Below are 22,807 nucleotides of genomic sequence, written 5' to 3' on the forward strand. Positions count from 1 at the left end.
ATTCACGCTCGTTTCTTCCCAAACCTGTTCATTTTCCTAGCAGACCGCTGAAAGGGGGCAATACACCGCTGCAGCGTCACATCGAGCGGAACGGCCCCTGATACCTGAGTGTCCGCCAGCCAGTCCCCAGAGAGCAGTTCCTGCACCTTGCCGCTGGAAAATACCTGCGGTTGCCCGTTCAGCTTCACAGCAAGGTCTGCCGCATGACCAGCCGCTTTCATCAGTAGCGGCGGCATCACGACGCGCCGCACCGGGTGGAGCAGAACGCGTTGCGCGCTTTGCGCAACATCATCCCAACCGAGCTTGAGATGGCCGGCGGGGGCGATGGATCGTATGCCGCTCGCGGCACTCGTGGCACAATCGGCAAGGCATCGCGAGACGTCCGCCACATCAATAACGGAAAAGCGAAAATTTACGGCTGCGCCGCCAGGGCTCGGCAGAAGGCCTCTGGCCAAAGCCGAAAACAGCGCCCGCGTTGCGTCATCATCAGGCCCAAGAACAGCCGGGGCCCGAAGGATAGTGAGTGCCATGTTTCCGGCATTGGCGATGGCCAGTTGCTCGCTGTCCGCCTTGGAACGGGCGTAAGGCGAAACATCGGGCCGCTGCGCGGTGAGGGACGAGACATGTATGAAATGGTCCACGCCTGCAGCCTGTGCGCGTTGCACGAGATCCCCGGTGCGCGCCGCATTCACCTCGTGAAATGTCGCTGCATCCCTCGCTTTCGTCGCGCCCGCCAGATGGATGACCACCCTCGCGCCCCGCACAAGAGAGGAAAGGACCTCTCCGGACGAAAGATCGCCTGCAATCCATTCCACACCTGCGTGGGCCGGCAAGGTTCTCCCCGGCGCGGCGCGCGCCAACGCCCGGACCGGATGGCCACGCCGCGACAGGTCCGCCAGCAGTATCTTGCCAACAAATCCTGTCGCGCCGGTCAGTGCAATGAGCGGCCGACCCGTCATGGTGCAGACAGCGCGCTATCAAGGCAAGGCAGCGGCCCGGGTAGAGGCCTCCGCCTTGTCCTGATTGATCCGGCCGGACAGGTACGCATCGCGGGATGCTGCGCGGCTGAGCTTGCCGGAACTGGTTACCGGAAGTGTCTTTATACTGACGAGTTCAACGCTCACCGGCGCACCTGCAACCGAACGCGCAGCCGCCGCAATGTCGCTTATAAGCGTTTCGCGAAGGTCGGTCTCTTGCGATCGGCATTCGACAAGCAGGATAATCCGTGAGGCATCGGCCGCTTCCCGGATCTCGAATGCAGCAGACCGGGCCACGAGCCGCCCGCCAGTTTTCTGGGCTACCCATTCGATGTCCTGCGGCCAGATGTTGCGGCCATTGGAGAGGATCATGTCTTTTGACCGGCCGGTCACGACGATTTCATCGCCCAGCCAATAGCCAAGATCACCGGTGTCCAGCCACCCGGATTCGTCCGTGAGCGGTTGAAGATCGCGATCTGCGCGGAAGTATCCCGCTGCCAGCGAGGCGCTGCGGATGAGGATCCTTCCAATCTGTCTGAAGCCGAGCTCTGCGCCGTCTTCATCCACGATTTTGAGTTCTGTGGACGGCAGAGGCCGGCCACAGCTAACGAATGACCTGTCAGCTCCATCCCGTGTCAGGTCCGATGCCGGAACGGCGCGCCCGGAAGCTTGCATCCGTGTTACATCAACCTGGTCTGTGTTAAGGCCAGTTTCCAGCGGCGCAAAGCTCACTGCGAGTGTAGATTCGGCCAGACCATAACTGGCGACAAAGGACGTGCGGCGAAATCCCGAGCCCGCAAATGTTTCGCTGAACTGGTCGAGGGCATCGGCCCGTACCATATCGCCGCCGATGCCGGCGGCGCGCCAGCTGGAAAGGTCGAGCACCTCGCCGCGATGACGCCGCACGCAGAGTTCATACCCAAAGCTGGGGCTGTAGGAGAGGGTGCCCTTGTTGGCGCTGATCAGCTTTAGCCAGGTTCCCGGCCGGCGCGCGAAATCTGTCGGCGAGAGAAAGTCGATCGAGAGTTGGGAGTAGAGCGGCGCAATAAGGAAGCCGATGAGCCCCATGTCGTGATACAGCGGCAGCCAGGAAACTGCGCGGTCACCCGCGCGGACCTGCAAGCCTTCCTGGATAATCGCCCGGCAGTTTGCCGAGAGACTGGCCTGAGTGGCGACAATACCTTTTGGCTCGCTGGTGCTGCCAGACGAGAACTGGATATAGGACAGTTCATCCGGGCCGTGAGGAATTGGCTGAGCCGTTTCCGGAGGCAGATTGTCACCGCTGAGGTCGAAGAGGTCAATGGATTGGTTGGCGGTGGCCGACAGCAAAATCTCGTGCAGGGCAGGGGGCGCAAGCAGCGCCGACAGGCCCGCGCTGCGAACCATGTTGCTGATCTGCCATTCATAGGTCTGGCGTCCGCCAAAGGCGGCCGGCAAGCTTAATGGCGCGGGCACCATGCCTGCATACTGGCACGCCATAAAGGCGGTGACGAAGTCGGGAGAGGTTTCTGCCAACACGCCAATTCGCGCGCCTCGGGAAAACCGCGCGGCCATGCGGCCAGCCATATTTAAGGCCCTGTCGCGTAGTTCGCGGTAGGAGAGGCTCCGGGTCAGCAGGCCTTCTGAATTGTAGAAGTTGATGCCGCTCTGGCCTGTGGCCGCGTAATCCAATGCGTCGCAAGTCGACTGAAAGGTGCCGAGACGCGCGGGTACCCCCGCCTCTGTCGCAGTTGGTTCCAATTTGAAAGACCCCTGAACGTCCACTCTGCAGACTGCTGTTCCCGGAAATGGGCACAGGCCGCTCGTATGAATTCACGCTTCCGACATTTATCGTCAAGATGAATAGAGTTCTTTTGTGGGAAACCGACTGCTTCTTTTGTCAAACCTTACGATAGTCTGACGAAGACATGTATTTACGTTCCGGAAACACGGAATATTACCCCTTAAAGCGGAATCATCCGGCTGCGGAGAGACACCAGCTTCCGGTGGCTCAAGGTTACCGCTCACTCCTGCTTTCGAAAGGCGGCGTAAAGCAGAATGAGCAGGAGCAGAGATGCCCCCGCCGTCGCCACGGCAGCGCCCAGGCTGCCATAGACCAGCACGGCGCCGGCAAGTGCGGCGGCATACATGATCGACACCATACCCCGAACCCAGAGCACGGTGCCCGGCCGTCCCAGCGCCACCAGAGCTGGCTCGATGGCCACACCGCTCAGATCAAACACGGCCGCGACTGAAAGGATGAGCAGCACGGGGAATACGAAGAGATAATCCTCGCCGCCCACCAGCTGCAGAACGCTCTGCCCGGCAAGGAGCACCGCTATGAGCGCGATGACCCCGGCCAGCGCGCCGATCAGGCATGCCCGCAGCACTGTCCTGTTGATGGCGGCCCTGTCGACCACTGCCAGCTTTGCAAATTCGGGATAGATTGCCCGGGCCAGGGCAATCGTCGGCTTGTTCAATGCTCCGACGAGCTGCGTAGCAATCCGGAAGCCACCGGCGGCCACAGCGTCAACGGCCCAGCCCACGGCGAGCACCGGGAATTGCTTCCAGACCAGGTTGAGCGAGGTGTTGAGGTTGGTCGTCCAGGCGAATACCCAGAGGCCTGCATTCTCTTCCACCACACCCCGGACTCGCGGCCCCATCACCGGCTCCCGGAACCGCTTTCGGATCTCCCGCACGCTGGCGCACCACATAGCCCCTGTCGTCACGAGTTCCGCCACCGCCCAGGCTGCCAGATATCCGGCTATGGACGCGCCGCTCATCCAGGCGATCAGGGCACCCGCCATTCGTGTGGCCGGCAGCACCGTTTCAGCATAGGCGGCCACATCAAACCGGTCGAAAAGGCGCAATACGCCCGTCGGGGCGCCGCGCACCCCAAACAGCAGGGACAGGCAGAACAGGGCGGCCAGATCCTGCTCGGGCCGCGACCAGCCGAATTGCCCTCCAAGCAGGTATACCCCGGCCACCGATAGAAGTGTGCCTGCCAACGCGGCGCCAAGATCCAGCAGGAAGGCAAATACGATGATGCGCCTCAACTTGTCCGGCGCGGCGTCTGCCTCATGCATGGCGCCATAGCGTACCACGGTCTGCCAGGACTGGAACTGCGCCAGATTGGTTACTGCCTGACCGTAGGACAGGATCAGCGCGAATATCCCGAACTGTTCGGCGCCGAGGCTTCGGGCGGTAAGCGCGAGGTAGAACAGGCTGAAAAAACCCCCGGCGCCTTTGCCGGCCAGCAGCCAGCCTGCATTCCGGATCGCCCGTTTGACCGGCCCTTCAGACTTCGTTCCTGTAGTGGCCACCCCAAAACCTTCTTTGTCAGACGGAACATCGTTTTATGCCCCGGAGCGGATTCCGATAGCCATGCGAAGAAAAAACGCATCTCTGCACAAGTCAGCGGCCTTTAACCCTGTGGATCGATGGATTTGACGGTTGACGAGACCGTATCCCACGGATAAATCCCCGCCTCTCTACCCCGTGCCCAGATGGCGGAATTGGTAGACGCACTGCTTTCAGGTAGCAGCGCTGCAAGGCGTGGAGGTTCGAGTCCTCTTCTGGGCACCAAACTGCTCCTCGGGGCAGTCTCTCTGCTTCCAAAATTACCGAATAACTTCAGCAAAAACAAACAGTTGCGGCTTCCGTGTGCCCGTGGGCGTCCGCAGGCGTCCACCCGAAGCCAGCCGGTTTTCTGGTATCATTTCTGGTATTGTGGCAGGCTCACCCTTCAGAAAAAAACGGAGGGCGATACCAGAAAATGCCACTCACCGATCTCAAAATCCGGGCCCTGAAACCGGAGTCAAAATCCCGTAAATATACCGATGGCGGGAACATGTATCTGGAGGTGAAGCCGAACGGCTCCAGGCTCTGGAAAATGGGTCAGATCCGGTTGAGCGCCGGGGGGCTTCGGCCACCGCCGAGCCGGGCCTTTCTATAAAGAGCCTTGGCGTAGTTCGCAGATCGCGTATCGCCCATTGCCTTGTAGGTCTGCCATAGCCCGTAGAGCGCATGGGCGTTGTTGGGAGATTCAAGCAACGTGCGCCGAAACATCCGCTCAGCCCGGTCCAACTGGCCATCTTGGAGGAGGAGTGCGGCCAGCGTCTGGCGCGTGGGATAATACCACAGGGGCGGTTCAGAATAGGGTAGTGTGTCCTGCATGTCCGCAACGGCTTCCATGATTCCAATGGCCTTCTTGAAGTCGCCCGCTCTTGCGGCCACGCGTGCCTCGATTGTTCGGATGCTGATTTCCAGAATTGTCTTTGCGGGAAGGAAGGCAGTTTCGAGGGCCTCGATGTCGGCTTTGCCTTGCAGCAAAGCGATCTTCCGGGCTTCCGCTTCCGCTGACTCAGGTTGGCCTTGCTCCACCAGCGCGACGGCGCGCGCATAATGCCAGGCCGCCTTGCTGACGGAGTCGACGTCCATTGGTTCGGGCAGGTCAAGGATCTGGCTGGCCGGCGAGAACTGAGCGTGGGCATAGTAGGGCGCGGCCTTGATAACCGATACCCAGGGCGCAACGGCAGCCATCTCACCGGGAAGCGCTGCATCGAGCTTCTGCGCATACTCCAGCGCAGTCTTTCGGTCTCCAGCCATCTGCGCGGAGGTCATGACGAAATGAAGATTGTGGGGATAGTAGCCAAAGCGGTAAATCGGGGATGCGTCATTGGCCGCCAGGTAGACTTCATCCGCTTTGGCGGCTTTCAGATTTAGTTCAAGCGATTCTTTCCACTGCCCAGTCAGGTAATGAATGTGGGAGGGCATGTGAACGAGATGGCCTGACCGCGGCGCCAGTTCCGGCAACCGGTCCGCATACGGAATCGCCCTCCAAGGATCGCCGGAGGCTTCAACGGCGTGAATGTAGAGATGAATGGCGTGAACGTGCTTGGGATCTCTTGTGAGGATCGTTTCGAGCAGCGACATGGTTGCTGCTGTCCGGCCCTTCGGTGTCCGGCGGTCGGCTTCCCAATAGTCCCAGGGCTGTGTGTTCATGTTGGCTTCGGCGGCCAGCGAGAGGATGAGGTTGTCGTCCGGATGCTGCTCGGCTACGGCCTGCATCGCGCCGGCGAATGCAGCGGCATCTTCCGTCACTGTGCCATCGGCGGATAAAGGGAAGCGCGCCGCGATGGCCTCGACAAGGGCGCGTTCCCTGGCGCTGGACCCTTCAAGACGCGCGAGGGCTGCCTGGGCGGCGTCCCGGCCCGCGCGGAAGGCATCCCCGGCGGGATAGAGGTTGATGTTGCTGCCCCAGGCAAAAGCTTCGCCCCAGTAGCACATCGCGCAGTCAGGATCGGCGGTCTGTGCCGCGCGGAAGGCGGCGATGCCCGCTTCGTGATTGAAGCTGACCACAAGCGACAGTCCGGCATCGAACAGATCCTGAGCTTCCGGATAGGCTGTCGACACGGGGTAGCGCACGACGTAACCGGCCTGACCGGCGGCCGAGGGGGTGCCATCGGAACTCGTCTGCGCATAGGCCTGCGCTGCCCCCAAAAAGCGCGCAAGACCGTTGCGAGTGTCCGGGGCGCTCAGACATCGAGCGTCCGACAGTAAGGCTGGGTCCGGGAAGGGCAAAGAATATTGCGGGCGCGTAAGCCCCGGACCGCTCATCAGGACCAGGACAAGTATCGCTGCCGCGCCGGCTTTCCAGGTGTTCATACCCGCCCCCCAAACTTTAGATACAATCCTACCGCATTTTCTGCGCGGTGTCAGTCACCGCAAAAATGTGTCCACGGAACATCTCCCGTACGCTTCCAGCGGTTGCATGAAACGATCTCCTGTTCGCACATTATTCTTGCGCATTGCCGGTCCTCGGCTTTGTGAACAATTGGATGAAGTGAGGCCTCGCTTTCCGGGATCTTGATCTCCGGCGGGTAAGGTGGGAGTCAAAGCCTGTTAAAGAGGAAGAGAACGTCTCAGACCCGGAAAAAAGGGGGTGGATGGGATACGGTTGCATCTTATACTTCCGGCAGCTTGGTGAGACAGGGGCGTGACATGCGACTGGAAGCGAACATGTGGCGTGCACTGATGTCGAGTGTCTGCGTTATAGCTGTGTCCTGTGCCTCGTCGCTTCCGGAAGGAGGCGCGCCAGCCTCCATCGAGGTGGTGTATGCACCCGATAAGATGGCATATGAGGTCACGCGTTCAGGCGCGGCCTACATATTGGGGGCTGCTCCTGGCCGGGATCAGCATTTCCGGTCGACTGCAGAAGAGTTTGACCAGATTGCAGCGCTGCTTGAACCGCTGAAGGCTGGCGGGCTGACCTGTTCTTCCCCTTCTGAATATATCCGCCCCGGATACATTGTGTGGCGGCTGGCAGGAGAGGAAGTTCATCGGGTTGAGATGCATACGCTCTGCTATGCCGATGGCGACCGTCCGCTCGCGAAGAACGCGGACCGGGCCTGGCGGCTGATGGAGGGGTGGGGGAAGGCGCGGTATGTGGCCCCGGTTATTCCGCCGCCCGGTATGTTGCGGATCGAGCATCGCTATTGGGGAAATATTCTGGCCGCCTGGCAGGTGGGTGCAGACGGGCGGGCCATGCGGCTGGCCGACGGGGCAGAAGAGGCCTTTGTTGTTTCTCCGGAACAGTTCAGCGAGCTGAGGATGTTGTTTGAAGATTATGAGAGCCGGCATTTCGAATGCAACCGGATCATCGCTGATCTGCCTTACGGCGATGTGATCTGGCTGGCGGAAGATGGCAGCGAGCTTCAGAGGACGCGGTTTGATGAGGGGTGTGTTTCAGGGGACGCCTCCGACCTGTTTGACAGGCTGCAGCAGGCGGAGGCGTTTCTTGATCGCTGGTATGAAGAGGCCGGGAAGAGGCCGCCGGGCGCCGCGCCGTGACAGCCGAAATGGTTTCTGTCGGAGGCTGCCGCGGAGCACGAGATTGTGGCCCGCGCGCTGCGTCCTTGTCGGAGGTATTTGCGATATCCGTCTCCTGACCATTCCGAGAATATTGGGCAAGAAGCCCGACGGCTTCTCTACGAGCTTGCCTCTGGAGCTTCAGATAGACAGTACCGAATTGCTCATCACCTGTCTCTGGCAGGACCGGAATGAACGCGCTCGACCGATTAAGTTGCGCTGTCGGGGAATGTCGGCGTAACAGAAGGTCCGGCCCTGGGCTTCGCTCCGCCACACCAACCCTCCGGAAGGCGGGTCTGGAAAGGCGCAGAGCATCAGGGGGCGGTGTGCAACGGAAACCGGTTTGTTCATGAATATTGACTGGCTTGAGGATTATTTGGCCCTGATCGAGGCGGGCGGTTTCGCCCGTGCGGCCGAGCGGCGGGCGATGACCCAGCCAACTTTCAGCCGCCGCATTCGCGCGCTGGAAGACTGGGTTGGTGTGACGCTGATCGACAGGGGTACGCATACCATGCGGCTGACCCCGGCAGGGGAGAGCTTCAAGAGCGTTGCCGAGCAGGCGACCCGGCGGCTGCAACTGGGCCGCGAGCAGGCGCGCGCGGTCGGCAAGGCGTCCTCTGAGACGCTCCGCTTTGCCGCGACACATGCGCTGTCCCTCACCTTCTTTCCCAACTGGTTGCGCCACCTGGAGAAAGACGAGCCCGCGACGGTGACTGTTGAGCTGACGGCCGATCATATGGTGGCGTGTGAGCGGCTTATGATCGAGGGGCGCGCTCAGTTCCTGCTGTGTCATCATCATGGCGCTGTGCCGACACGGTTTGGCAGGGATTTCCGCTCGGTGGTGCTGGGGGGCGATGTGCTGTTGCCCGTGATATCGCCGCAACTGGCGGCGGAGACTGAGCCGGAAAAGGCGCCTCAACTGGCGCTTTCGCCAGAGTCCGGGATGGGACGGATTCTGATGGCCGCCTGGGCTGTGAGCGGGCGCGCGCCGCCGTCCATGCCGGTGTTCACATCCCATCTGGCCAGTGTGCTGACCGCGATGGCCCGGAACGGACGCGGCGTTGCGTGGACAGCGCTCAGCCTTGTGAAAGAAGATATCGAAACAGGCACCCTTATGCGGGCGGGCGCGCCGGAGCAGGACGTGCCCATCGAGATCCGGCTATGGCGGCCGGCGGCCCGCCAGTCTCCGGCGGCGGAGACGCTCTGGTCCAAAATCCTGAAAAGTCAGAAGTCTGATTCTCCCGCCTGACGTTTCAGGCGGCGGGATCCGGCGCTTCTGCGGTTGGCGCGAGCGCCCTGAGCGCCTCCATGTCCCGCACCGCCCAGGCGCCGTGTGATTTCGAGATCAGGTTGCGGCGCTTCAGAAGCGATATCTCCTTCTGCACGGTCTGGCGCGTGAGGCCGAGGAAACTGGACAGCTCGGCAATGGTTATCGGGATATCAATGGCGCGCTGGTTGCCGATCCGGGGCGTTTCGCTCATCTCGGCCAGATTGTGAAGCACCAGCGCAACCCTTTGGGCGACTGTTGTTTCGGTCTGCTTTTCGCGGAAAGCGAACATCGAGCTGAGACCTGCTGCAAACTTGCGACAAAGGGCTTCAGGAATGGAGGGATAGGTGCGGTAAAGCTCGTCAAAGTCGTCCTGCTTCAGGAAGCCTATGCGGGCAGGGCTGGCGGCGACGGTGGTGTGGTGGTGCGGGCGGCGGGCGACCATCGGCGATTCCCCGAAACTGTTGCCGCGGATGTAGATCATCAGCAGGGATCTTTCCCCATCCGGCCGGTCTGCCAGCAGTTTAACGAAGCCGGACTGGACCTGGTACATGCCGTCTGCGGGCTGACCGCTTTCTTTGATGGTCTCTCCGGTCTCGATATCACGGTAAACGAACCGCTCACGGATGGCTGCCCGCGCCGGGGCGGGGAGTTCATTTATCCAGTTAAGCTGACCTGCAATATGCATAGCGTCCTCCTGAGTACGATCTGACTCGGGGCGGCGGCGATGGCAAACCCCCTTCGGCATATCCGGACAGAACGCTTTTTATCCAAAAATGTAAAATCCTTGCCACGTGAAAGACGGTTCCATGTCCTAAGCCGACCAGGATGGCGGGCAACACGCCGTATGAAACGTATTGGGAGGAGTACCTTATGAAGTCACTTTCGATCCGCCTTGCGGCGGGCGCCTGTTCCCTCGGCGTGCTGGCATTCTGCGCCGCCACGGCCCAGGCGCAGGAGAGCGCAGAACAATCCGGCGTGCAAGCTGCTGCGCCATCTGAAGAGATTCAGGAGAGCGCCAGAACGCTGGGAACGGTGACCGTGACCGCGCAGCGCAGAAGCGAAAGCCTGCAGGACGTTCCGGTCATGATTACCGTTTTCGGCGCCGATGAGGTCGCCGCCGCGCGCATCCAGCAGATTGATGATATCGTCACGCGTACGCCGGGCCTCAGCTTTGATGCGTTTCCCGCCTCCCAGCCGCGCCTTTACATTCGCGGCATCGGCTCTGGCGACCGCGGCGCCTCGGGGGATCCGAGCTCGGCCGTATTCCTGGACGAGGTGTATCTGGGCAGACCATCAGCGGTCGCCTTTGACGCTTTCGATGTCGAGCGGATCGAGGTTCTCAAAGGGCCGCAGGGCACCCTTTATGGGCGAAATGTTGTGGGCGGCGCGATCAATGTGATCTCGAAGAGGCCGGTGACCGACAGCTTCGGCGCAGGAGCAAACGCAACAGTCGGCAATTACGGCCGGCTGGACGGGGCGGGCTTCCTCAACGTACCTCTGGCCGGAAACACCGCCGCCCTGCGGATGAGTGGCTCCTATCGCTCCAATGACGGCTACGTGGAAAACCCTTTCCTGGGCAGGGATGTTGACGATCAGGAGACGATCAGTGGCCGTTTGCAATATTACGCGGAGCCGACCGACAGCCTGCGGCTACATTTCACCCTGGATGGGACACGGGACCGGGCTGCAGGTACCGCGAACCATGTTCTGGAACTCGACGAAACTAATCCGCTGTCGAACTTCTACACACAGAATTTCGATCCGGATGTAACCTATGGGTCTGATCCGGGCTTCCTGGAGCGCGACACCTGGGGCGCGCGTGGGGAAGTTTCCTATGACTTCAGTTTTGCAACGCTGACAGCGCTGGTTTCCTACCGTGATCTTGACTATGGCTTCGGCTACGACTTTGACGGCGGTAATCCGGATCCTTCCTCGCCCGGCTTTAATGCCATCAATATCAGCGGCGGAAACGAGGAAACGGCAGAGCTTTCCAGCCAGGAGCTCCGGTTGTCATCACTTCCCGACAGCCCGGTCACATGGGTTGTGGGCCTGTATCGCTACAATCAGAATGTGCTGCGGACCGATAGCCTGGTTCTGAATGCGGCCATGATTGCGCCAATTGAGCTGTTCGATGCGTTCGTGGCTGATGCCGAACTCAACAGCCATGCCGTGTTTGGCGATGTGTCTGTTCCGGTTACGGACAAGCTGACGGTGTTTGGCGGCCTGCGCTATTCGAAAGACGAGAAGACGCAGCGTGTGTTCAATACAGACAGCAATGTGCCGTTGCGGGCGGATGACCTGTTCGATGCGACAGCGTCAGCCGATTTTGATGATCTGACCTATCGTGCGGGCCTGGAATACCAGCTTACATCGGACCATATGGCGTATGCCAGCGTATCGCGCGGTTTCAAGAGCGGCGGGTTCAACAGCGAGCCGTCAGACGCCGCTGCTGCCGTTACGCCTTTCGATCCGGAAGTGGCGGTACAGTATGAGATTGGGCATAAAAGCCTGTTCCTCGACGGCGCGATGATCTGGAACAATTCGCTGTTCTATGTCGACTATACCGATCTTCAGACGACCCAGACGGACAATGGAGTCCGCATTATCACCAATGCCGGCGAGGCGCATATCCAGGGTTATGAAACCCAGCTCCAGCTTAACCCTTACTCGAATTTCAATCTGGCCATGGCCTATGCCTATACTGACGCCGTGTTTGACGAGTTTGTGGAAGATGGCGTGGATTATTCGGGAAACCGGATTTCTCGTTCGCCCAAGCACAAGGTGACCGTGTCGCCTTCCTACACCTTGACGCTGGCGAACGGGCCGGATCTGACTTTCGCAGTCGATTATCAGTACACCAGCAAGATTTTCGACGACAACAGCAACCAGCCTCCCGAAACTCGGGACGCAACGAGCTTCGTGGATGCCCGGGTCGTGCTTGAAGGGCTCGGCAACGGGATGAGCGTATCGCTCTGGGGTAAAAACCTCACAGACGAGCGGACACGGACGTTCCAGGGCGGTTTTCTCGGGGCCAACTTCGGTGCCTTCAATCCTCCCCGCACCTATGGTGTTACCCTCTCCTGGGACTACTGACCTCCAGCGGGAGGCGCCTGGCGCGCCTCCCGTTTCTTTCCGATGAATTCAGGTTTGATATGAGTGAAGAACTGACACTGCACATTAAACTGCTTGTGCCCTGCGGGTCTTTGGGCGCTGGAGTGCGTGAAGATGAAGTTGAGTACGGACTGTCCCGGGGCGCGCACGCGATTGCTACTGATGCCGGCTCCACAGACAGCGGTGCAGCCTATCTTGCCACCGGAAAATCAAAAAACAGCCGCGGCGCCGTGAAGCGGGATCTTATGATCCTGATGAAAGCGCATGCGCGCACGGGTATCCCTGTTATCATCGGGACATCCGGCCAGGCAGGCGGCGATCTGAATGTGGACTGGACGCGGGATATCCTGCTTGAAATCGTCGCTGAACTGGGTATTTCGCCCAGGATTGCGCTGCTTTACAGTGAGCAGACACGTGACGATATCAAGACGTTCAATACCGCTGGCCGTATCCGGCCGCTGCCTCCTCTTGGAGCGCTGGAGAACGCGACAGTAGACGCGTGCGATCATATCGTCGCGCTCATGGGCGTGGAGCCTTACATTGCGGCGCTGGAGCAGGGTGCAGATGTCATCCTGGGTGGACGTTCAACCGATCCGGCAGTGCTCGCGAGCTTCCCCATCTGGAAGGGCGCTGGCTGGGGGGCTTCCTGGCATGCGGGGAAAGTGGGCGAGTGCGGCGCGCAGTGTACGGAGAAGCGGGATTCTGCCGGTGTGCTGCTGAGCATCGGCAAGGACAGTTTTGATGTCGAACCTCTGGCGCGAGACAATTACTGCGCACGCGAGGGGGTTTCGGCCCATATGCTATACGAAAACACAGATCCCTACATCCTCACTGAACCCGGTGGGCAGCTGGACGTCACACAGGTGACGTATGAAGAGCTTGACGACAGGCGCAGCGTGCGCGTGACCGGGGCTGTATGGAAGCCGCGTCCCTACACGATGAAACTGGAAGGCGCCGGTGGAGGCAAATTCCAGACAATCATGCTCGTGGGTATTCAGGATCCGGACGTTTTGCGGGATGTATCCGGATTTCATGACCGCTTCCTCGACGCGCTGTATCTGCGCGCACGCCAGACACTGCCGCCGGAAGAGCACGACGATTTCCACATTTCAATCCGGATGTATGGCTGGAACGCGGTCGATGGCAGGCCTGTGCCAGCAGGCACGCCGGCGCCGCGGGAACTGGGTGTGTTGTTCATCGCGACAGCGCGCACGCAGGAAATTGCAAATGCCATTACCCATGCCTGCAACCCGTATTTCTTCCATTACCCCGCCGTGATGGACAAGGAATTGCCCAGCTACGGGTTTGCCTTCTCCCCGGCAGATGTGCCGCGCGGACAGGTCTACGAGTTCAAACTGAACCATGTTGTCGAGGTTAGCGATCCCCTCGAACTGGTGCGAACAAAATGGGTGAACTTGTGATCGTATACAGAATAACGTCGTGGAAGGGGAAAGCATAATGGCCAGGCTCGGTGAAGTTTCCCGGCATGTGCGCTCGAAGCAGGCCGGCCCGTTCTGGGTCACGATTGATATCTGGTTCGATGGCCCAGGCAGTTTTGAACGTTATAGCGCGAGCCCGGCACTGTCACCAGAAGTATTTGGCCACCTTTTTGGCACGAACCCGGCGCTCGTGAAGCATATTCCGGTGCCCGACCTCAATCTTGTGAAAATTTCCTATCCCCGGGCAACGCCGCAAGGCGGCATGGTCGAGCGTGATATGCATTCTGGGCAACAATATGTGCGTCTTCTGGATATTGAGCTCGATTAGCCCATCCCGCATAGCTGTTCAGTCAAAACCGTCAGACGCCAGACAGAAAGTACTCCAGTATGAATGCGACAGCCCGGTCAACTCAGATGTCCTGCTCAGATGCCGAGTGGAAGGTCCGCTGTGATCTGGCCGCTGCTTATAGGCTTGTCGCAATGTTCGGATGGGATGATCTGGTCTTCACGCACATCTCTGCGCGTGTTCCGGGTCCGGAACACCACTTTCTGATCAATCCATATGGCTGGCTATTTGAAGAAATCACGGCTTCGTCGCTCGTCAAGGTGGATCTGGATGGCCAAAAGATCGGAGAGTCCGATGCCTGGGTTAATCCGGCGGGCTTTACGATTCACTCTGCCGTTCATGAGGCACGCGAGGACGCTCAGTGCGTGCTGCATCTTCACACTGTGGATGGCGTAGCGGTATCCTGTCAGGAAGAGGGGCTGTTGCCCGTCAACCAGACGGCCATGCTGCTGAACGGCCAGCTTGCATACCATGATTATGAAGGTATCGCGCTTAATCATGATGAGCGCCCGCGTCTCACGGCGGACCTTGGCACAAGCAACGTAATGATCCTGCGCAATCATGGCACGTTGTCAGTTGGCCATTCGGTCGCCGCGGCGTTCTCGTTCATGTATTTCCTGGAGCGGGCCTGTTCCATCCAGATCGCAGCTCAGGGGGGCGGGACGCTCCGTATGCCGCAGGAAGACGTTCAGTCTGTTGTTGAGTCGCAGTCGAAGAGTATGTCGCACGCCGCTGACATGCTCGTCTGGCCAGCCTTGCTGCGCCGCCTCAACCGGATCAATCCCGGCTTTGATTCATAAGCGACCTCCTTCCGCTCGGTGGGATAACGATATCCTCAGAATACGCGTTTCAGGATCGGAAGAAGAATGTCTGCCCCCTCCAAGAAAAGTTTCCGACTGCCGTTACATCAGCTGTTGGCCTATTGTAGTCTGACGATCCCGATCACGGCGGTTGGCATGCCGGTGACCACCTACCTCCCGCCCCTCTATGCTGGGCAGGGAGGCTTGGGGCTGGCCACGATCGGCTTTATCTTCATGATTGCCCGGATATGGGACGTCGTCACTGATCCGATCGTGGGCGTCCTGGTGGATCGGTTTCAGTGGCGCCACGGTCGCCGCAAGGTCTGGATTGCGCTCAGCGTGCCTCTGTTGTGCGTAACGGCATTCTTTCTGTTCATGCCTGCAAGGGGAGAGCCTGCCAGCGCCTGGGCGCTGCTATTTCAGCTTCTGGTGCTTTATACAGGGTGGACATTTTTACAGACGACTCATCAGGCTTGGGGTGCTGATCTGACCCCGGATTATGACGAGCGATCGAAACTTTTTGGCTACCGCGAAATGATGAGCGCGGGTGGAACCTTGCTCATCCTCTCCCTGCCGGCGCTATTGGGTAGCTGGTTCTCGTTCGACGAATATGGCGAAGTTGCCTCGATGGGTTGGTTCCTTGCGCTGGTCCTCCCGCTGACGATCCTGGTTGCTTTCGCGCTCGTTCCCGACAAGTCGATCACACCGGTCATCCCCGATCGCCCGAAGATGACGCTCTCGCAGATCCTGTCCGGCATGAAGGATCGGGCGATCTGGCGGATCCTCGCGGTGGAAATCTGCGTGGGAATTGGTGTCGGAATCACGGCGTCGACCTTCCTGTTCGTCGCAAGGGGGGTGATTGGTATGGAGAGCGGGGCGAGCAGTATCCTGCTCATCTTTTTCATCTTCTCCATCATCGGCATTCCGCTCTGGCTATGGGTCAGTAAGCGGCTGGAGAAGCATACAGCGCTGCAGATCGTCTGCCTTTACTCGCTGGTGTGCAACCTTGTTCTGATCCCGGCGCTCATGTGGGGTAATCTCTGGCTGTTCATTGCCTTGGTGGCGCTTCTCGGCCTCAGCTTCGGCGCCCCGCAGGCTTTGCTCCGTGCCATGATCGCCGATCAGGTGGATCGCGAGGAAGTCCGCACCGATCTCAACAAGGCGGGTTTCTATTTTGCCTTCATGGGCACGTCTTATAAGATCGGGCAGGCCACTGCCATCGGGGTCAGCTTCCTGCTGCTCGCGCTGATCGGTTTCAACCCGGAAATGCCTGAAAACCCTGATCACAGAATGGGGCTGATCTTGGTCTTTACGCTTGTGCCCGTGGTAATCTTTGCACTGTGCATTCTGATGTGCCGGAACTACCCTCTTACGCGCGAAGCCCATGCCCAGGACCGGGAAACATTGCGCGCGCGCGCGGCGCTGAAGAACGGCGAAGCAGAGGCGCCCGTCACCGCCGGATGATCTGAAGCCCGGGGTGATCAGCATTCTGCCGGGAAGGTGATCACCTCAAAAGGCACGACGATTATTCCTGCTTGTTCATGCGCAGCCATTCCCGAAGTGGCTGCAGCAGGGCGATTGCGCGCGTGAAGGTTGTTGCGCCAACGCCGTCACGCATTTCCATGAGGAAGGGCCGAATGGCGGCCAGCGCTGTACTGTGGGCCTTCAGACCTTCTTCCGTGATCGATACCAGCCGGCTTCTTCTATCTTCCTTGTTAGGCTCAACGAGCAGGTAGTGCTTCTTCTTGAGCTTCTCGACACTGTCGCCCACGCTGGCCTTGCTGAGCGACAAGTGGTCCGCCAGCTGATTGATGCTTGTGCGCAGTCCTGGTCTTCTGAAGAAGAATTGCAGAATGGCGAACTGAGCAATGCTGAGGTCCAGTGGAACATCTGCGGTGAACCGCGCCGCGACATGGTTCTGGATGACGTTCATGTCCGCCAACAATTTGAAGGCATCCTCAATCTCTAACAAAGTTTCATGAACCATCGTGTTGTCTCCCGTTGCCATTAGTAAGGATCCTTACTAATAATTTGCACTGCAGCAAACGCTGTTTAAGCTCACCCAAAGGAAGTCAACGTGACAGGTTACAAATGCACAATATCCATATTGGCCGTTTCCTTGATCTGGCCTTGCTGGGGCCACCCTCAGGCGGCGGCCGAAGATAGAGTTTCCGGCTTTGTTGTAGGGGGCGCAGCCTCCCGGCCTGATTATGAGGGCTCCTCCGATCCCGAACCAGTGCCGCTCTTTGCGGCCGAGGTGAATTACAAGTTCCTCAGCCTACGGGCATTTGGCGATGATGTTGAGCTGGACATTTCCCCTTATGAATCGCTGGAATTCGGACCGATTGCGTCCTTTCGCAGCGGTCGCGGCGATGACGTTGAAAATGTCACAGTCGGTCGTCTGAGGCAGATTGATGATGCGCTGGAAGCCGGCGTCTTTGGCAAGCTCACATATCAGAGCGTATTTACGCTGAGAGATCAGCTTTCCTTTGGCGCAGAGTTTCTCGCTGATACGTCCGGCACGCATGACGGCTATGTCGCAACATTCGGTGTGGGTTACGATCGGCAAATGACAGACAGGTTCGGGATCGGACTAGATATCAAAAGCCGTTATGCAAGCGAAGATTATATGAACACATATTTCAGTATTGATGCGGACAATGCTCTGCGATCAGGCTTGCCACTCTATCAAGCGGGCAGCGGCATCAAGGATGTCGATTTTCAGATTTCGGCTGAATACATGCTGACTCAGAACTGGGGTATCGTTGGTATAGCGAGCCACAAGCATCTCCTTGGGGACGCAGCCGACAGCCCGGTTGTTGCGATTGAGGGCGATGAAGCCCAGCAACGTTTCGGAGTTGGCTTGCGGTTCAAGTTTTAAATCTGTCGCCGGAGCAAAACGACCAGTTCAAACTGGCCGTTTTGCGCTGCTCTGCCTTATCGCCCATCCGTTACAATGCAGGCGGCCGGAGGGCTTTTCCCGTCAATCACTTCTGCCGCACACAGCGCAGCAATCATGTTGGTGCGCGCCAGCGCTTCATAGGTTGAAGCGCCAGCATGTGGTGCGGCAATCACATCCTGCCGGGCGATCAGGGCGTCGGTCACAGGCTGTTTTGAAGGATCGCTTTCGCTCTCGTAGACATCCAGCCCCGCGCCAAGGATCTGTCCGCTTTCCAGAGCCGCCAGCAGCGCGGAATCGTCGACCAGCCCGCCGCGGGCCGTATTGATGAGTACAGCGGAAGACTTCATCATACTAAATGCTCCGGCATTGAACATATGCCGCGTCTCAGGCGTAAGGGGGGCGTGTACGGAGATATAGTCGGCCTCCTTCAGCAGGGTTTCAAAGTCGACATGGCGCAGGCCGAATGTTTCCACGTCTTCCTGGGCGAGGCGCGGGGCGCAGACCAGGATTTCGGCTTCAAATCCGCTGAGGCGTTTGGCAAGGCTGCGCCCGATGCGGCCGAATCCGACAATACCGACCTTGCGCCTGTAGAGTTCTGTCCCGACAAGGATGTTCCACTTGCCGGCATTCATCGCGCGCTGGGCTTCCTGGAAGCGGCGGCCGATCGAGATCATCATGCCGATCACCTGATCCGCCACCGAGGCATCATTCCCGCCCGCAGCAATGGCCACAACCCGGCCAAGCTCTTTGGCGGCCTGCACATCAACCTTTTCATAGCCCACCCCGCGGCGTGAAATGACGGCCAGATCGGGAAGTGCCTGAAATACTTCGCGAGTGATGCGGGCATGTCCCACAATCCATCCGCCGGCCCCGGCCAGCAGGGTGCGGATGTCCTCCACATCCAGATCGCCTTCGCCCTTGCCGGGGGGCAGGGTTGCGATCACGACCTCAATGTTCCTGTCCTGAAGATAACCGATGGCGGCGTCATCGAAAAATTTCTGGGTGACGACCACCTTCCGGGGCGGGTTGCTCATGCAGCGTGTCCTTGAGTGTCTTCAGGCCAGCCAGGCGCGTTCGCCCAGATAGCGTGATTGGAATGTTTCGATCTCGTTGCGCCACTGAAGCGTCATGCCGATCCCGTCGAGCCCCTTCAGCAGCATGTGTTTGCGCCGTTCGCTGATGTCGAACCGGACCGTGGCGGTTCCCGCTTCCATCGTCTGGGCGTCCAGATCGATGGTGATGTTTTCGCCGGTGGCGGCGTGGTCTGTCAGCAGGCGAACGGTTGAGTCGTCTGACTCAATCGCCAGCAGGCCGTTGCGGGCGCAGTTGTCGAAGAAGATGCCAGCAAAGGAGGGCGCGATGATGGCCCGGATCCCGAATTGCCGCAGCCCCCAGACAGCATGTTCCCGCGATGACCCGCAGCCGAAATTGGCGCCGGCAACCAGAAACGCCGCTTTGGTCCAGGGAGGCTTGTTCAGCACGAAACCGGGACGGGGGCTGCCATCTTCGTCGAAGCGCAGGTCATGGAACACGCCGCGGTCGAGGCCGCTGCGGTCGATGCCCTTCAGAAAGATCTTCGGCATGATCACATCGGTGTCGATATTGGCAGCGGGCAGAGCGGCAATAACACCTGAGGCGCGCCCGAACCGTTCAATCGGCATGGCGGGGCTCCAGTGTGCGCACATCGCAGAGATGACCGCAAACGGCCGCCGCCGCGACCATAGCCGGGCTCATCAGATGAGTGCGGCTTCCTGCACCCTGGCGCCCTTCGAAATTCCGGTTGGTGCTCGACGCGCAGCGCTCACCCGGCGCGATGACGTCATCATTCATAGCGAGGCACATCGAGCATCCCGGCTCGCGCCATTCAAAGCCCGCCTGGCGGAATATCCGGTCGAGCCCTTCGGCCTCGGCCATGCGGCGCACCTCGCGGGAACCGGGTACGACAATCGCGCTGACCCCGGGGGCGGCGTGGCGGCCTTTCAGCACAGCGGCGGCGGCCCGCAGGTCTTCAATCCGCGCGTTGGTGCACGAACCGATGAAGGCATGGTCTATGCGAATTTCGTTCAAGCGGGTTCCCGGTGATAGGCCCATATAGCCGAGCGCGCGCTCGGCATCCTTGCGCCGGGCAGGGCTGGCCTCACGGGCAGGGTCGGGGATAACGTCTGAAATCGGCGCTGCCTGATCCGGGCTCGTACCCCAGGTCACCATCGGCTCGATATCCCCGGCGGCGATCTCCACGCGCGCGTCAAACACCGCGCCCTCATCGGTGCGCAGCGTGCGCCAGTTTTCTAGGGCTGCATCAAGGGCATCCCCCCTGGGCGCGCGGGGCTTACCCGTGAGGTATGCAAAGGTCTTTTCGTCCGGGGCGACCAGCGCGCCGCGGGCGCCGCACTCCACTGCCATATTGCAGATCGTCATCCGCCCTTCGATCGACAGGCTGCGGATCGCTGCGCCTGTAAATTCTACCGCGTGCCCCTGTGCCCCGTCAGCCCCGATCTTGCGGATCACGGCCATGATCAGGTCTTTCGCGGTCACGCCCCGAGGCAGGTCGCCGTTCACGGCGATCTCCATATTCCGCAGCCGCCGGTAAACCAGTGTCTGAGTCGCCAGAAAATGTTCGATGTCGGACGTACCGATGCCAAAGCCCAGAGCCCCGAAGGCTCCATATGTGGTCGTGTGGCTGTCCCCGGCAGCGATTACGAGACCGGGCAGGGCAAGGCCAAGTTCAGGCATCACGACATGCTCAATACCTTGCTGGCGGTGATAAAGGTCAAACAGCTCAATACCGAAATCTCTGCAGTTGCGGACAAAATACGACATCTGCAGGTCATCTGCCTGCGCCTGCGGGGAAGCGATGCGTTCTGGCCGCGTCGAATTCACATGGTCGATCACGGCGAGTGCGGATTCCGGACGGAACACCGGGCGCCCGGCTTCCCGCAGACCAGTGAAAGCCTGCGGACTCGTGTATTCATTGAGCACGGTACGGTCCACGTAGAGCAGCACTTCGTCACTGCCGGTATCCAGCGGGCGGATGGTGTGGCTATCGACCAGCTTGTCGTACAGAGTTCTGTTGTCTGCCATTAGGCCCCGGTTTGGTAGCTTTCTGCCTATGAACGTCTAGCAGGGGGCGGCTGTGTTGTGCGTTGCAAATATCGCATGAATCCATTCGGAACTCACGAGGTTTTTCCTTTCCGGCAAGTGTAGCAGTTACAACGCAGCTGGAAGGTACTGAATTCCGTATCAGGCAGGAGACAGGGGATCGGAAGCCCCGAGGAGCTGGATTCTGCTGCCGCTGGATGGCCTCTTAGCTGCAAGCAGCGGCAATGCTGCCAAGCTCTATTATAGTTTTTTCCTCTCGATCCGCCCGCATAATGCGATTGGCGGCCGGGATGGCTGCAGCGCTAGACGCTCGGCCCGGGATCATTCTCGGGAGCCAGACGCATGGACATAGCCCTCGCCACGCTCCTCTCACCCATCGTCCTGTTTTTCCTCCTGGGGCTCGGCGCGGCGCTGCTGCGGTCGCAGATGACAATACCGGAAGCCTTCGCCAAAGGCCTGGCAATTTATCTGATGATGTCGATAGGCCTCAAGGGCGGCGTCGAAATATCCAAGGGCCAACTCGGCTGGGATGCAGGGCTGGTCATGATGTCAGCCGTCGGATTGTCTTTCCTTTTGCCGGTAATAGCTTTTGCGCTGTTACGCCTGACCACTCGGCTGGACCGGATCGACGCCGCCGCCGCTGCTGCGCACTATGGTTCGATCTCGATTGTGACCTTCGTGGCGGCGGGGCAGGCCGTCGCGGCTGCGGGGCTCGAAGCGGCAGGTTATCTGGTGGCAGTGGCAGCCTTGATGGAAGTGCCAGCCATCATCTCGGCGCTCGTGATAGCCAATCGCGGCGGCGCCAGATCGGAGGCGGTGGCAGGGTCTGACAAAGGCGAGTTGGCGCGGGAGGTCCTGCTGAACGCGTCGGTGGTCGTTCTTCTCGGCGCGCTTGTGATCGGGTGGATAACCGGGGAAGCCGGGATGCAAGCTGTTGTCCCGTTCTTCGTGACGCCGTTTCAGGGTGTCCTTTGTCTCTTCCTGCTGGATATGGGTCTCTCTGCCGGGCGCGGCCTGCGGAATGGCTGGCGGCAGCTTGGCCCCGGAACAATTGCGTTTGGTGTATATATGCCGCTGGTTTCAGCGCTTCTCGCCGCCGGGGTGGCAGCGCTCAATGGCATGCCCGCAGGCGATGCCGCGCTGCTGATAACGCTTGCTGCCTCGGCGTCCTACATCGCCGTCCCTGCTGCAATGCGTCTTGCGATGCCAAAGGCCAGGCCATCAATATATCTTACATTGTCGCTGGGAATAACCTTCCCGTTCAATCTCATCCTTGGACTGCCGCTATATATATGGCTGGCGAAAATGGTGTCCGCCGGAGTGGCCTGATCATGCATGTGCGTTATCGCTGTGAACTCATCATTGAGCGGATGGCGGCTCCGCGTGCCTGCCGGATCCTCGAAGAGGCGGGCCTGACCGGCTATACGGTCTTGCCGGCCATTTCCGGCCTCGGGCGGCAAACCCGCTGGAACAGGGATTCGGATATTTCTGCCTCCAGCGATATGGTGGTTGTCGTGTCGATCGGCGCGCAGGAGCAGATCGAGGCGGCGCTGAAGGAGATAGAGAGCCTGCTGAGTAATCACATCGGTGTACTGAGCATCTGTGAGGTGAAAGTGCTTCGTCCAGACCGGTTCTGAACACAAGTGACCGGCGCCACCTCGCAGATGAGGCGGCGCCGGCCACTCTGGCGGTGGCATTTGCGGCCACTTCGCAAATCAGATCGGGTCAGGTTTCTATTCGGCTCTGACAAGCGCCTTGCGCAGGTCCCGAAGCCGGCGGCGGCGGCGCCAGGCGCGGCGGTCGTGCGCGCTGAAACGTGGCGGCGCAGAAGTATTGCCGGGCGCGGAGGACACAGCGGAACTCAAGGTCCTGTCGTCAGTCAGGGGACCTGAGACAGGGAATGAGGGGAACATTTTTTTCTCCTTTCTAGCAAACCACTCTTGGTCTGCCCGGGAGATGGGATTGAATTTAAATAGCGCCAATCTAACTATTCTCTCGATCCGATAGGAGAAAA

General features: G+C 59.7%; 20 protein-coding genes and 1 tRNA gene. 12 read left to right on the forward strand and 9 right to left on the reverse strand.

Annotated features, from left to right (window positions below):
* Positions 1–2 precede the first annotated feature (2 nt).
* From BBF93_RS07160 to BBF93_RS07170, 3 genes are all read right to left on the reverse strand, one after another.
* Positions 3–959, reverse strand: coding sequence for an SDR family oxidoreductase (locus BBF93_RS07160; protein ID WP_051612340.1), 957 nt, complete (start codon positions 957–959; stop codon positions 3–5).
* 18 nt (positions 960–977) lie between these two features.
* Positions 978–2,741 carry a fatty acyl-AMP ligase gene (locus tag BBF93_RS07165; protein ID WP_084324188.1) on the reverse strand — a complete coding sequence of 588 codons (1,764 nt, stop codon included), beginning with the start codon at positions 2,739–2,741 and terminating at the stop codon, positions 978–980.
* Positions 2,742–2,980: 239 nt separating this feature from the next.
* Positions 2,981–4,279 carry a lipopolysaccharide biosynthesis protein gene (locus BBF93_RS07170; RefSeq protein ID WP_114105464.1) on the reverse strand — a complete coding sequence of 433 codons (1,299 nt, stop codon included), beginning with the start codon at positions 4,277–4,279 and terminating at the stop codon, positions 2,981–2,983.
* A gap of 177 nt (positions 4,280–4,456) precedes the next feature.
* On the opposite strand from BBF93_RS07170, the gene BBF93_RS07175 reads away from it, so the two are divergent.
* Positions 4,457–4,541: transfer RNA gene (locus BBF93_RS07175), tRNA-Leu, on the forward strand.
* Between the two features lie 190 nt (positions 4,542–4,731).
* Positions 4,732–4,911 carry an Arm DNA-binding domain-containing protein gene (locus BBF93_RS20030; protein WP_370454415.1) on the forward strand — a complete coding sequence of 60 codons (180 nt, stop codon included), beginning with the start codon at positions 4,732–4,734 and terminating at the stop codon, positions 4,909–4,911.
* On the opposite strand, the gene BBF93_RS07185 is transcribed toward BBF93_RS20030, so the two are convergent.
* Complete coding sequence (locus tag BBF93_RS07185; protein ID WP_162786465.1) at positions 4,854–6,623, reverse strand: tetratricopeptide repeat protein; 1,770 nt, start codon at positions 6,621–6,623, stop codon at positions 4,854–4,856. The genes BBF93_RS20030 and BBF93_RS07185 overlap by 58 nt on opposite strands.
* A 336-nt stretch (positions 6,624–6,959) precedes the next feature.
* Between BBF93_RS07185 and BBF93_RS07190 the strand changes: the two genes are divergently transcribed.
* Complete coding sequence (locus BBF93_RS07190) at positions 6,960–7,808, forward strand: hypothetical protein (protein WP_162786466.1); 849 nt, start codon at positions 6,960–6,962, stop codon at positions 7,806–7,808.
* Between the two features lie 367 nt (positions 7,809–8,175).
* The gene (locus BBF93_RS07195; RefSeq protein WP_114105467.1) at positions 8,176–9,075 is read left to right on the forward strand and encodes a LysR family transcriptional regulator; all 900 of its coding nucleotides are present in this window, start codon (positions 8,176–8,178) and stop codon (positions 9,073–9,075) included.
* Between the two features lie 4 nt (positions 9,076–9,079).
* Here BBF93_RS07195 and BBF93_RS07200 read toward each other — a convergent pair whose 3' ends face one another.
* Positions 9,080–9,781, reverse strand: a complete 702-nt coding sequence (locus BBF93_RS07200; RefSeq protein ID WP_035595668.1) for a Crp/Fnr family transcriptional regulator — start codon at positions 9,779–9,781, stop codon at positions 9,080–9,082.
* A gap of 185 nt (positions 9,782–9,966) precedes the next feature.
* Here BBF93_RS07200 and BBF93_RS07205 point away from each other — a divergent pair, with 185 nt between their 5' ends.
* The 5 genes from BBF93_RS07205 (at position 9,967) to BBF93_RS07225 (ending at position 16,256) form a co-directional block, all read left to right on the forward strand.
* Entirely contained in the window at positions 9,967–12,189 is a 2,223-nt protein-coding gene (locus tag BBF93_RS07205; RefSeq protein WP_114105468.1) for a TonB-dependent receptor, read from the forward strand.
* 59 nt (positions 12,190–12,248) lie between these two features.
* Positions 12,249–13,628, forward strand: coding sequence for an acyclic terpene utilization AtuA family protein (locus tag BBF93_RS07210; protein WP_114105469.1), 1,380 nt, complete (start codon positions 12,249–12,251; stop codon positions 13,626–13,628).
* A gap of 37 nt (positions 13,629–13,665) precedes the next feature.
* Entirely contained in the window at positions 13,666–13,974 is a 309-nt protein-coding gene (locus BBF93_RS07215; RefSeq protein WP_035595661.1) for a DUF4387 domain-containing protein, read from the forward strand.
* Between the two features lie 59 nt (positions 13,975–14,033).
* The gene (locus tag BBF93_RS07220) at positions 14,034–14,792 is read left to right on the forward strand and encodes a class II aldolase/adducin family protein (protein WP_114105470.1); all 759 of its coding nucleotides are present in this window, start codon (positions 14,034–14,036) and stop codon (positions 14,790–14,792) included.
* Between the two features lie 66 nt (positions 14,793–14,858).
* A complete protein-coding gene (locus BBF93_RS07225) occupies positions 14,859–16,256 on the forward strand; it encodes an MFS transporter (protein ID WP_114105471.1) in 1,398 nt (465 codons plus the stop codon).
* Between the two features lie 61 nt (positions 16,257–16,317).
* Here BBF93_RS07225 and BBF93_RS07230 read toward each other — a convergent pair whose 3' ends face one another.
* Positions 16,318–16,800, reverse strand: coding sequence for a MarR family winged helix-turn-helix transcriptional regulator (locus tag BBF93_RS07230; RefSeq protein ID WP_114105472.1), 483 nt, complete (start codon positions 16,798–16,800; stop codon positions 16,318–16,320).
* A gap of 69 nt (positions 16,801–16,869) precedes the next feature.
* Between BBF93_RS07230 and BBF93_RS07235 the strand changes: the two genes are divergently transcribed.
* Positions 16,870–17,673, forward strand: coding sequence for a MipA/OmpV family protein (locus tag BBF93_RS07235; RefSeq protein ID WP_084324182.1), 804 nt, complete (start codon positions 16,870–16,872; stop codon positions 17,671–17,673).
* 56 nt (positions 17,674–17,729) lie between these two features.
* Here BBF93_RS07235 and BBF93_RS07240 read toward each other — a convergent pair whose 3' ends face one another.
* From BBF93_RS07240 to leuC, 3 genes are read right to left on the reverse strand one after another with little or no spacing between them, the layout of a single operon-like run.
* On the reverse strand, positions 17,730–18,728 hold the full coding sequence (locus BBF93_RS07240; protein ID WP_035595650.1) for a phosphoglycerate dehydrogenase: 999 nt from the start codon (positions 18,726–18,728) through the stop codon (positions 17,730–17,732).
* 21 nt (positions 18,729–18,749) lie between these two features.
* Positions 18,750–19,355 (reverse strand): 3-isopropylmalate dehydratase small subunit, encoded by a 606-nt coding sequence (leuD, locus tag BBF93_RS07245; RefSeq protein WP_114105473.1) that lies wholly within the window; start codon positions 19,353–19,355, stop codon positions 18,750–18,752.
* On the reverse strand, positions 19,345–20,775 hold the full coding sequence (gene leuC, locus BBF93_RS07250; protein ID WP_114105474.1) for a 3-isopropylmalate dehydratase large subunit: 1,431 nt from the start codon (positions 20,773–20,775) through the stop codon (positions 19,345–19,347). The genes leuD and leuC overlap by 11 nt, the downstream gene beginning before the upstream one ends.
* A gap of 360 nt (positions 20,776–21,135) precedes the next feature.
* Between leuC and BBF93_RS07255 the strand changes: the two genes are divergently transcribed.
* Complete coding sequence (locus tag BBF93_RS07255) at positions 21,136–22,122, forward strand: sodium-dependent bicarbonate transport family permease (RefSeq protein ID WP_114105475.1); 987 nt, start codon at positions 21,136–21,138, stop codon at positions 22,120–22,122.
* 2 nt (positions 22,123–22,124) lie between these two features.
* Positions 22,125–22,430, forward strand: a complete 306-nt coding sequence (locus tag BBF93_RS07260; RefSeq protein ID WP_162786467.1) for a DUF190 domain-containing protein — start codon at positions 22,125–22,127, stop codon at positions 22,428–22,430.
* Positions 22,431–22,807 lie beyond the last annotated feature (377 nt).

The organism is Hyphomonas sp. CACIAM 19H1, from assembly GCF_003325995.1.
In the GTDB taxonomy this organism is placed as follows: Bacteria; Pseudomonadota; Alphaproteobacteria; order Caulobacterales; family Hyphomonadaceae; genus Hyphomonas; species Hyphomonas polymorpha.

Coding starts and splice junctions, on each gene's coding strand:
- BBF93_RS07160 (WP_051612340.1), bottom strand. CDS start 959: ATGACGGGTCGGCCGCTCATTGCACTGACCGGCGCGACAGGATTTGTT.
- BBF93_RS20030 (WP_370454415.1), top strand. CDS start 4,732: ATGCCACTCACCGATCTCAAAATCCGGGCCCTGAAACCGGAGTCAAAA.
- BBF93_RS07185 (WP_162786465.1), bottom strand. CDS start 6,623: ATGAACACCTGGAAAGCCGGCGCGGCAGCGATACTTGTCCTGGTCCTG.
- BBF93_RS07190 (WP_162786466.1), top strand. CDS start 6,960: ATGCGACTGGAAGCGAACATGTGGCGTGCACTGATGTCGAGTGTCTGC.
- BBF93_RS07195 (WP_114105467.1), top strand. CDS start 8,176: ATGAATATTGACTGGCTTGAGGATTATTTGGCCCTGATCGAGGCGGGC.
- BBF93_RS07200 (WP_035595668.1), bottom strand. CDS start 9,781: ATGCATATTGCAGGTCAGCTTAACTGGATAAATGAACTCCCCGCCCCG.
- BBF93_RS07205 (WP_114105468.1), top strand. CDS start 9,967: ATGAAGTCACTTTCGATCCGCCTTGCGGCGGGCGCCTGTTCCCTCGGC.
- BBF93_RS07210 (WP_114105469.1), top strand. CDS start 12,249: ATGAGTGAAGAACTGACACTGCACATTAAACTGCTTGTGCCCTGCGGG.
- BBF93_RS07215 (WP_035595661.1), top strand. CDS start 13,666: ATGGCCAGGCTCGGTGAAGTTTCCCGGCATGTGCGCTCGAAGCAGGCC.
- BBF93_RS07220 (WP_114105470.1), top strand. CDS start 14,034: ATGAATGCGACAGCCCGGTCAACTCAGATGTCCTGCTCAGATGCCGAG.
- BBF93_RS07225 (WP_114105471.1), top strand. CDS start 14,859: ATGTCTGCCCCCTCCAAGAAAAGTTTCCGACTGCCGTTACATCAGCTG.
- BBF93_RS07230 (WP_114105472.1), bottom strand. CDS start 16,800: ATGGCAACGGGAGACAACACGATGGTTCATGAAACTTTGTTAGAGATT.
- BBF93_RS07240 (WP_035595650.1), bottom strand. CDS start 18,728: ATGAGCAACCCGCCCCGGAAGGTGGTCGTCACCCAGAAATTTTTCGAT.
- leuD (WP_114105473.1), bottom strand. CDS start 19,355: ATGCCGATTGAACGGTTCGGGCGCGCCTCAGGTGTTATTGCCGCTCTG.
- leuC (WP_114105474.1), bottom strand. CDS start 20,775: ATGGCAGACAACAGAACTCTGTACGACAAGCTGGTCGATAGCCACACC.
- BBF93_RS07255 (WP_114105475.1), top strand. CDS start 21,136: ATGGACATAGCCCTCGCCACGCTCCTCTCACCCATCGTCCTGTTTTTC.
- BBF93_RS07260 (WP_162786467.1), top strand. CDS start 22,125: ATGCATGTGCGTTATCGCTGTGAACTCATCATTGAGCGGATGGCGGCT.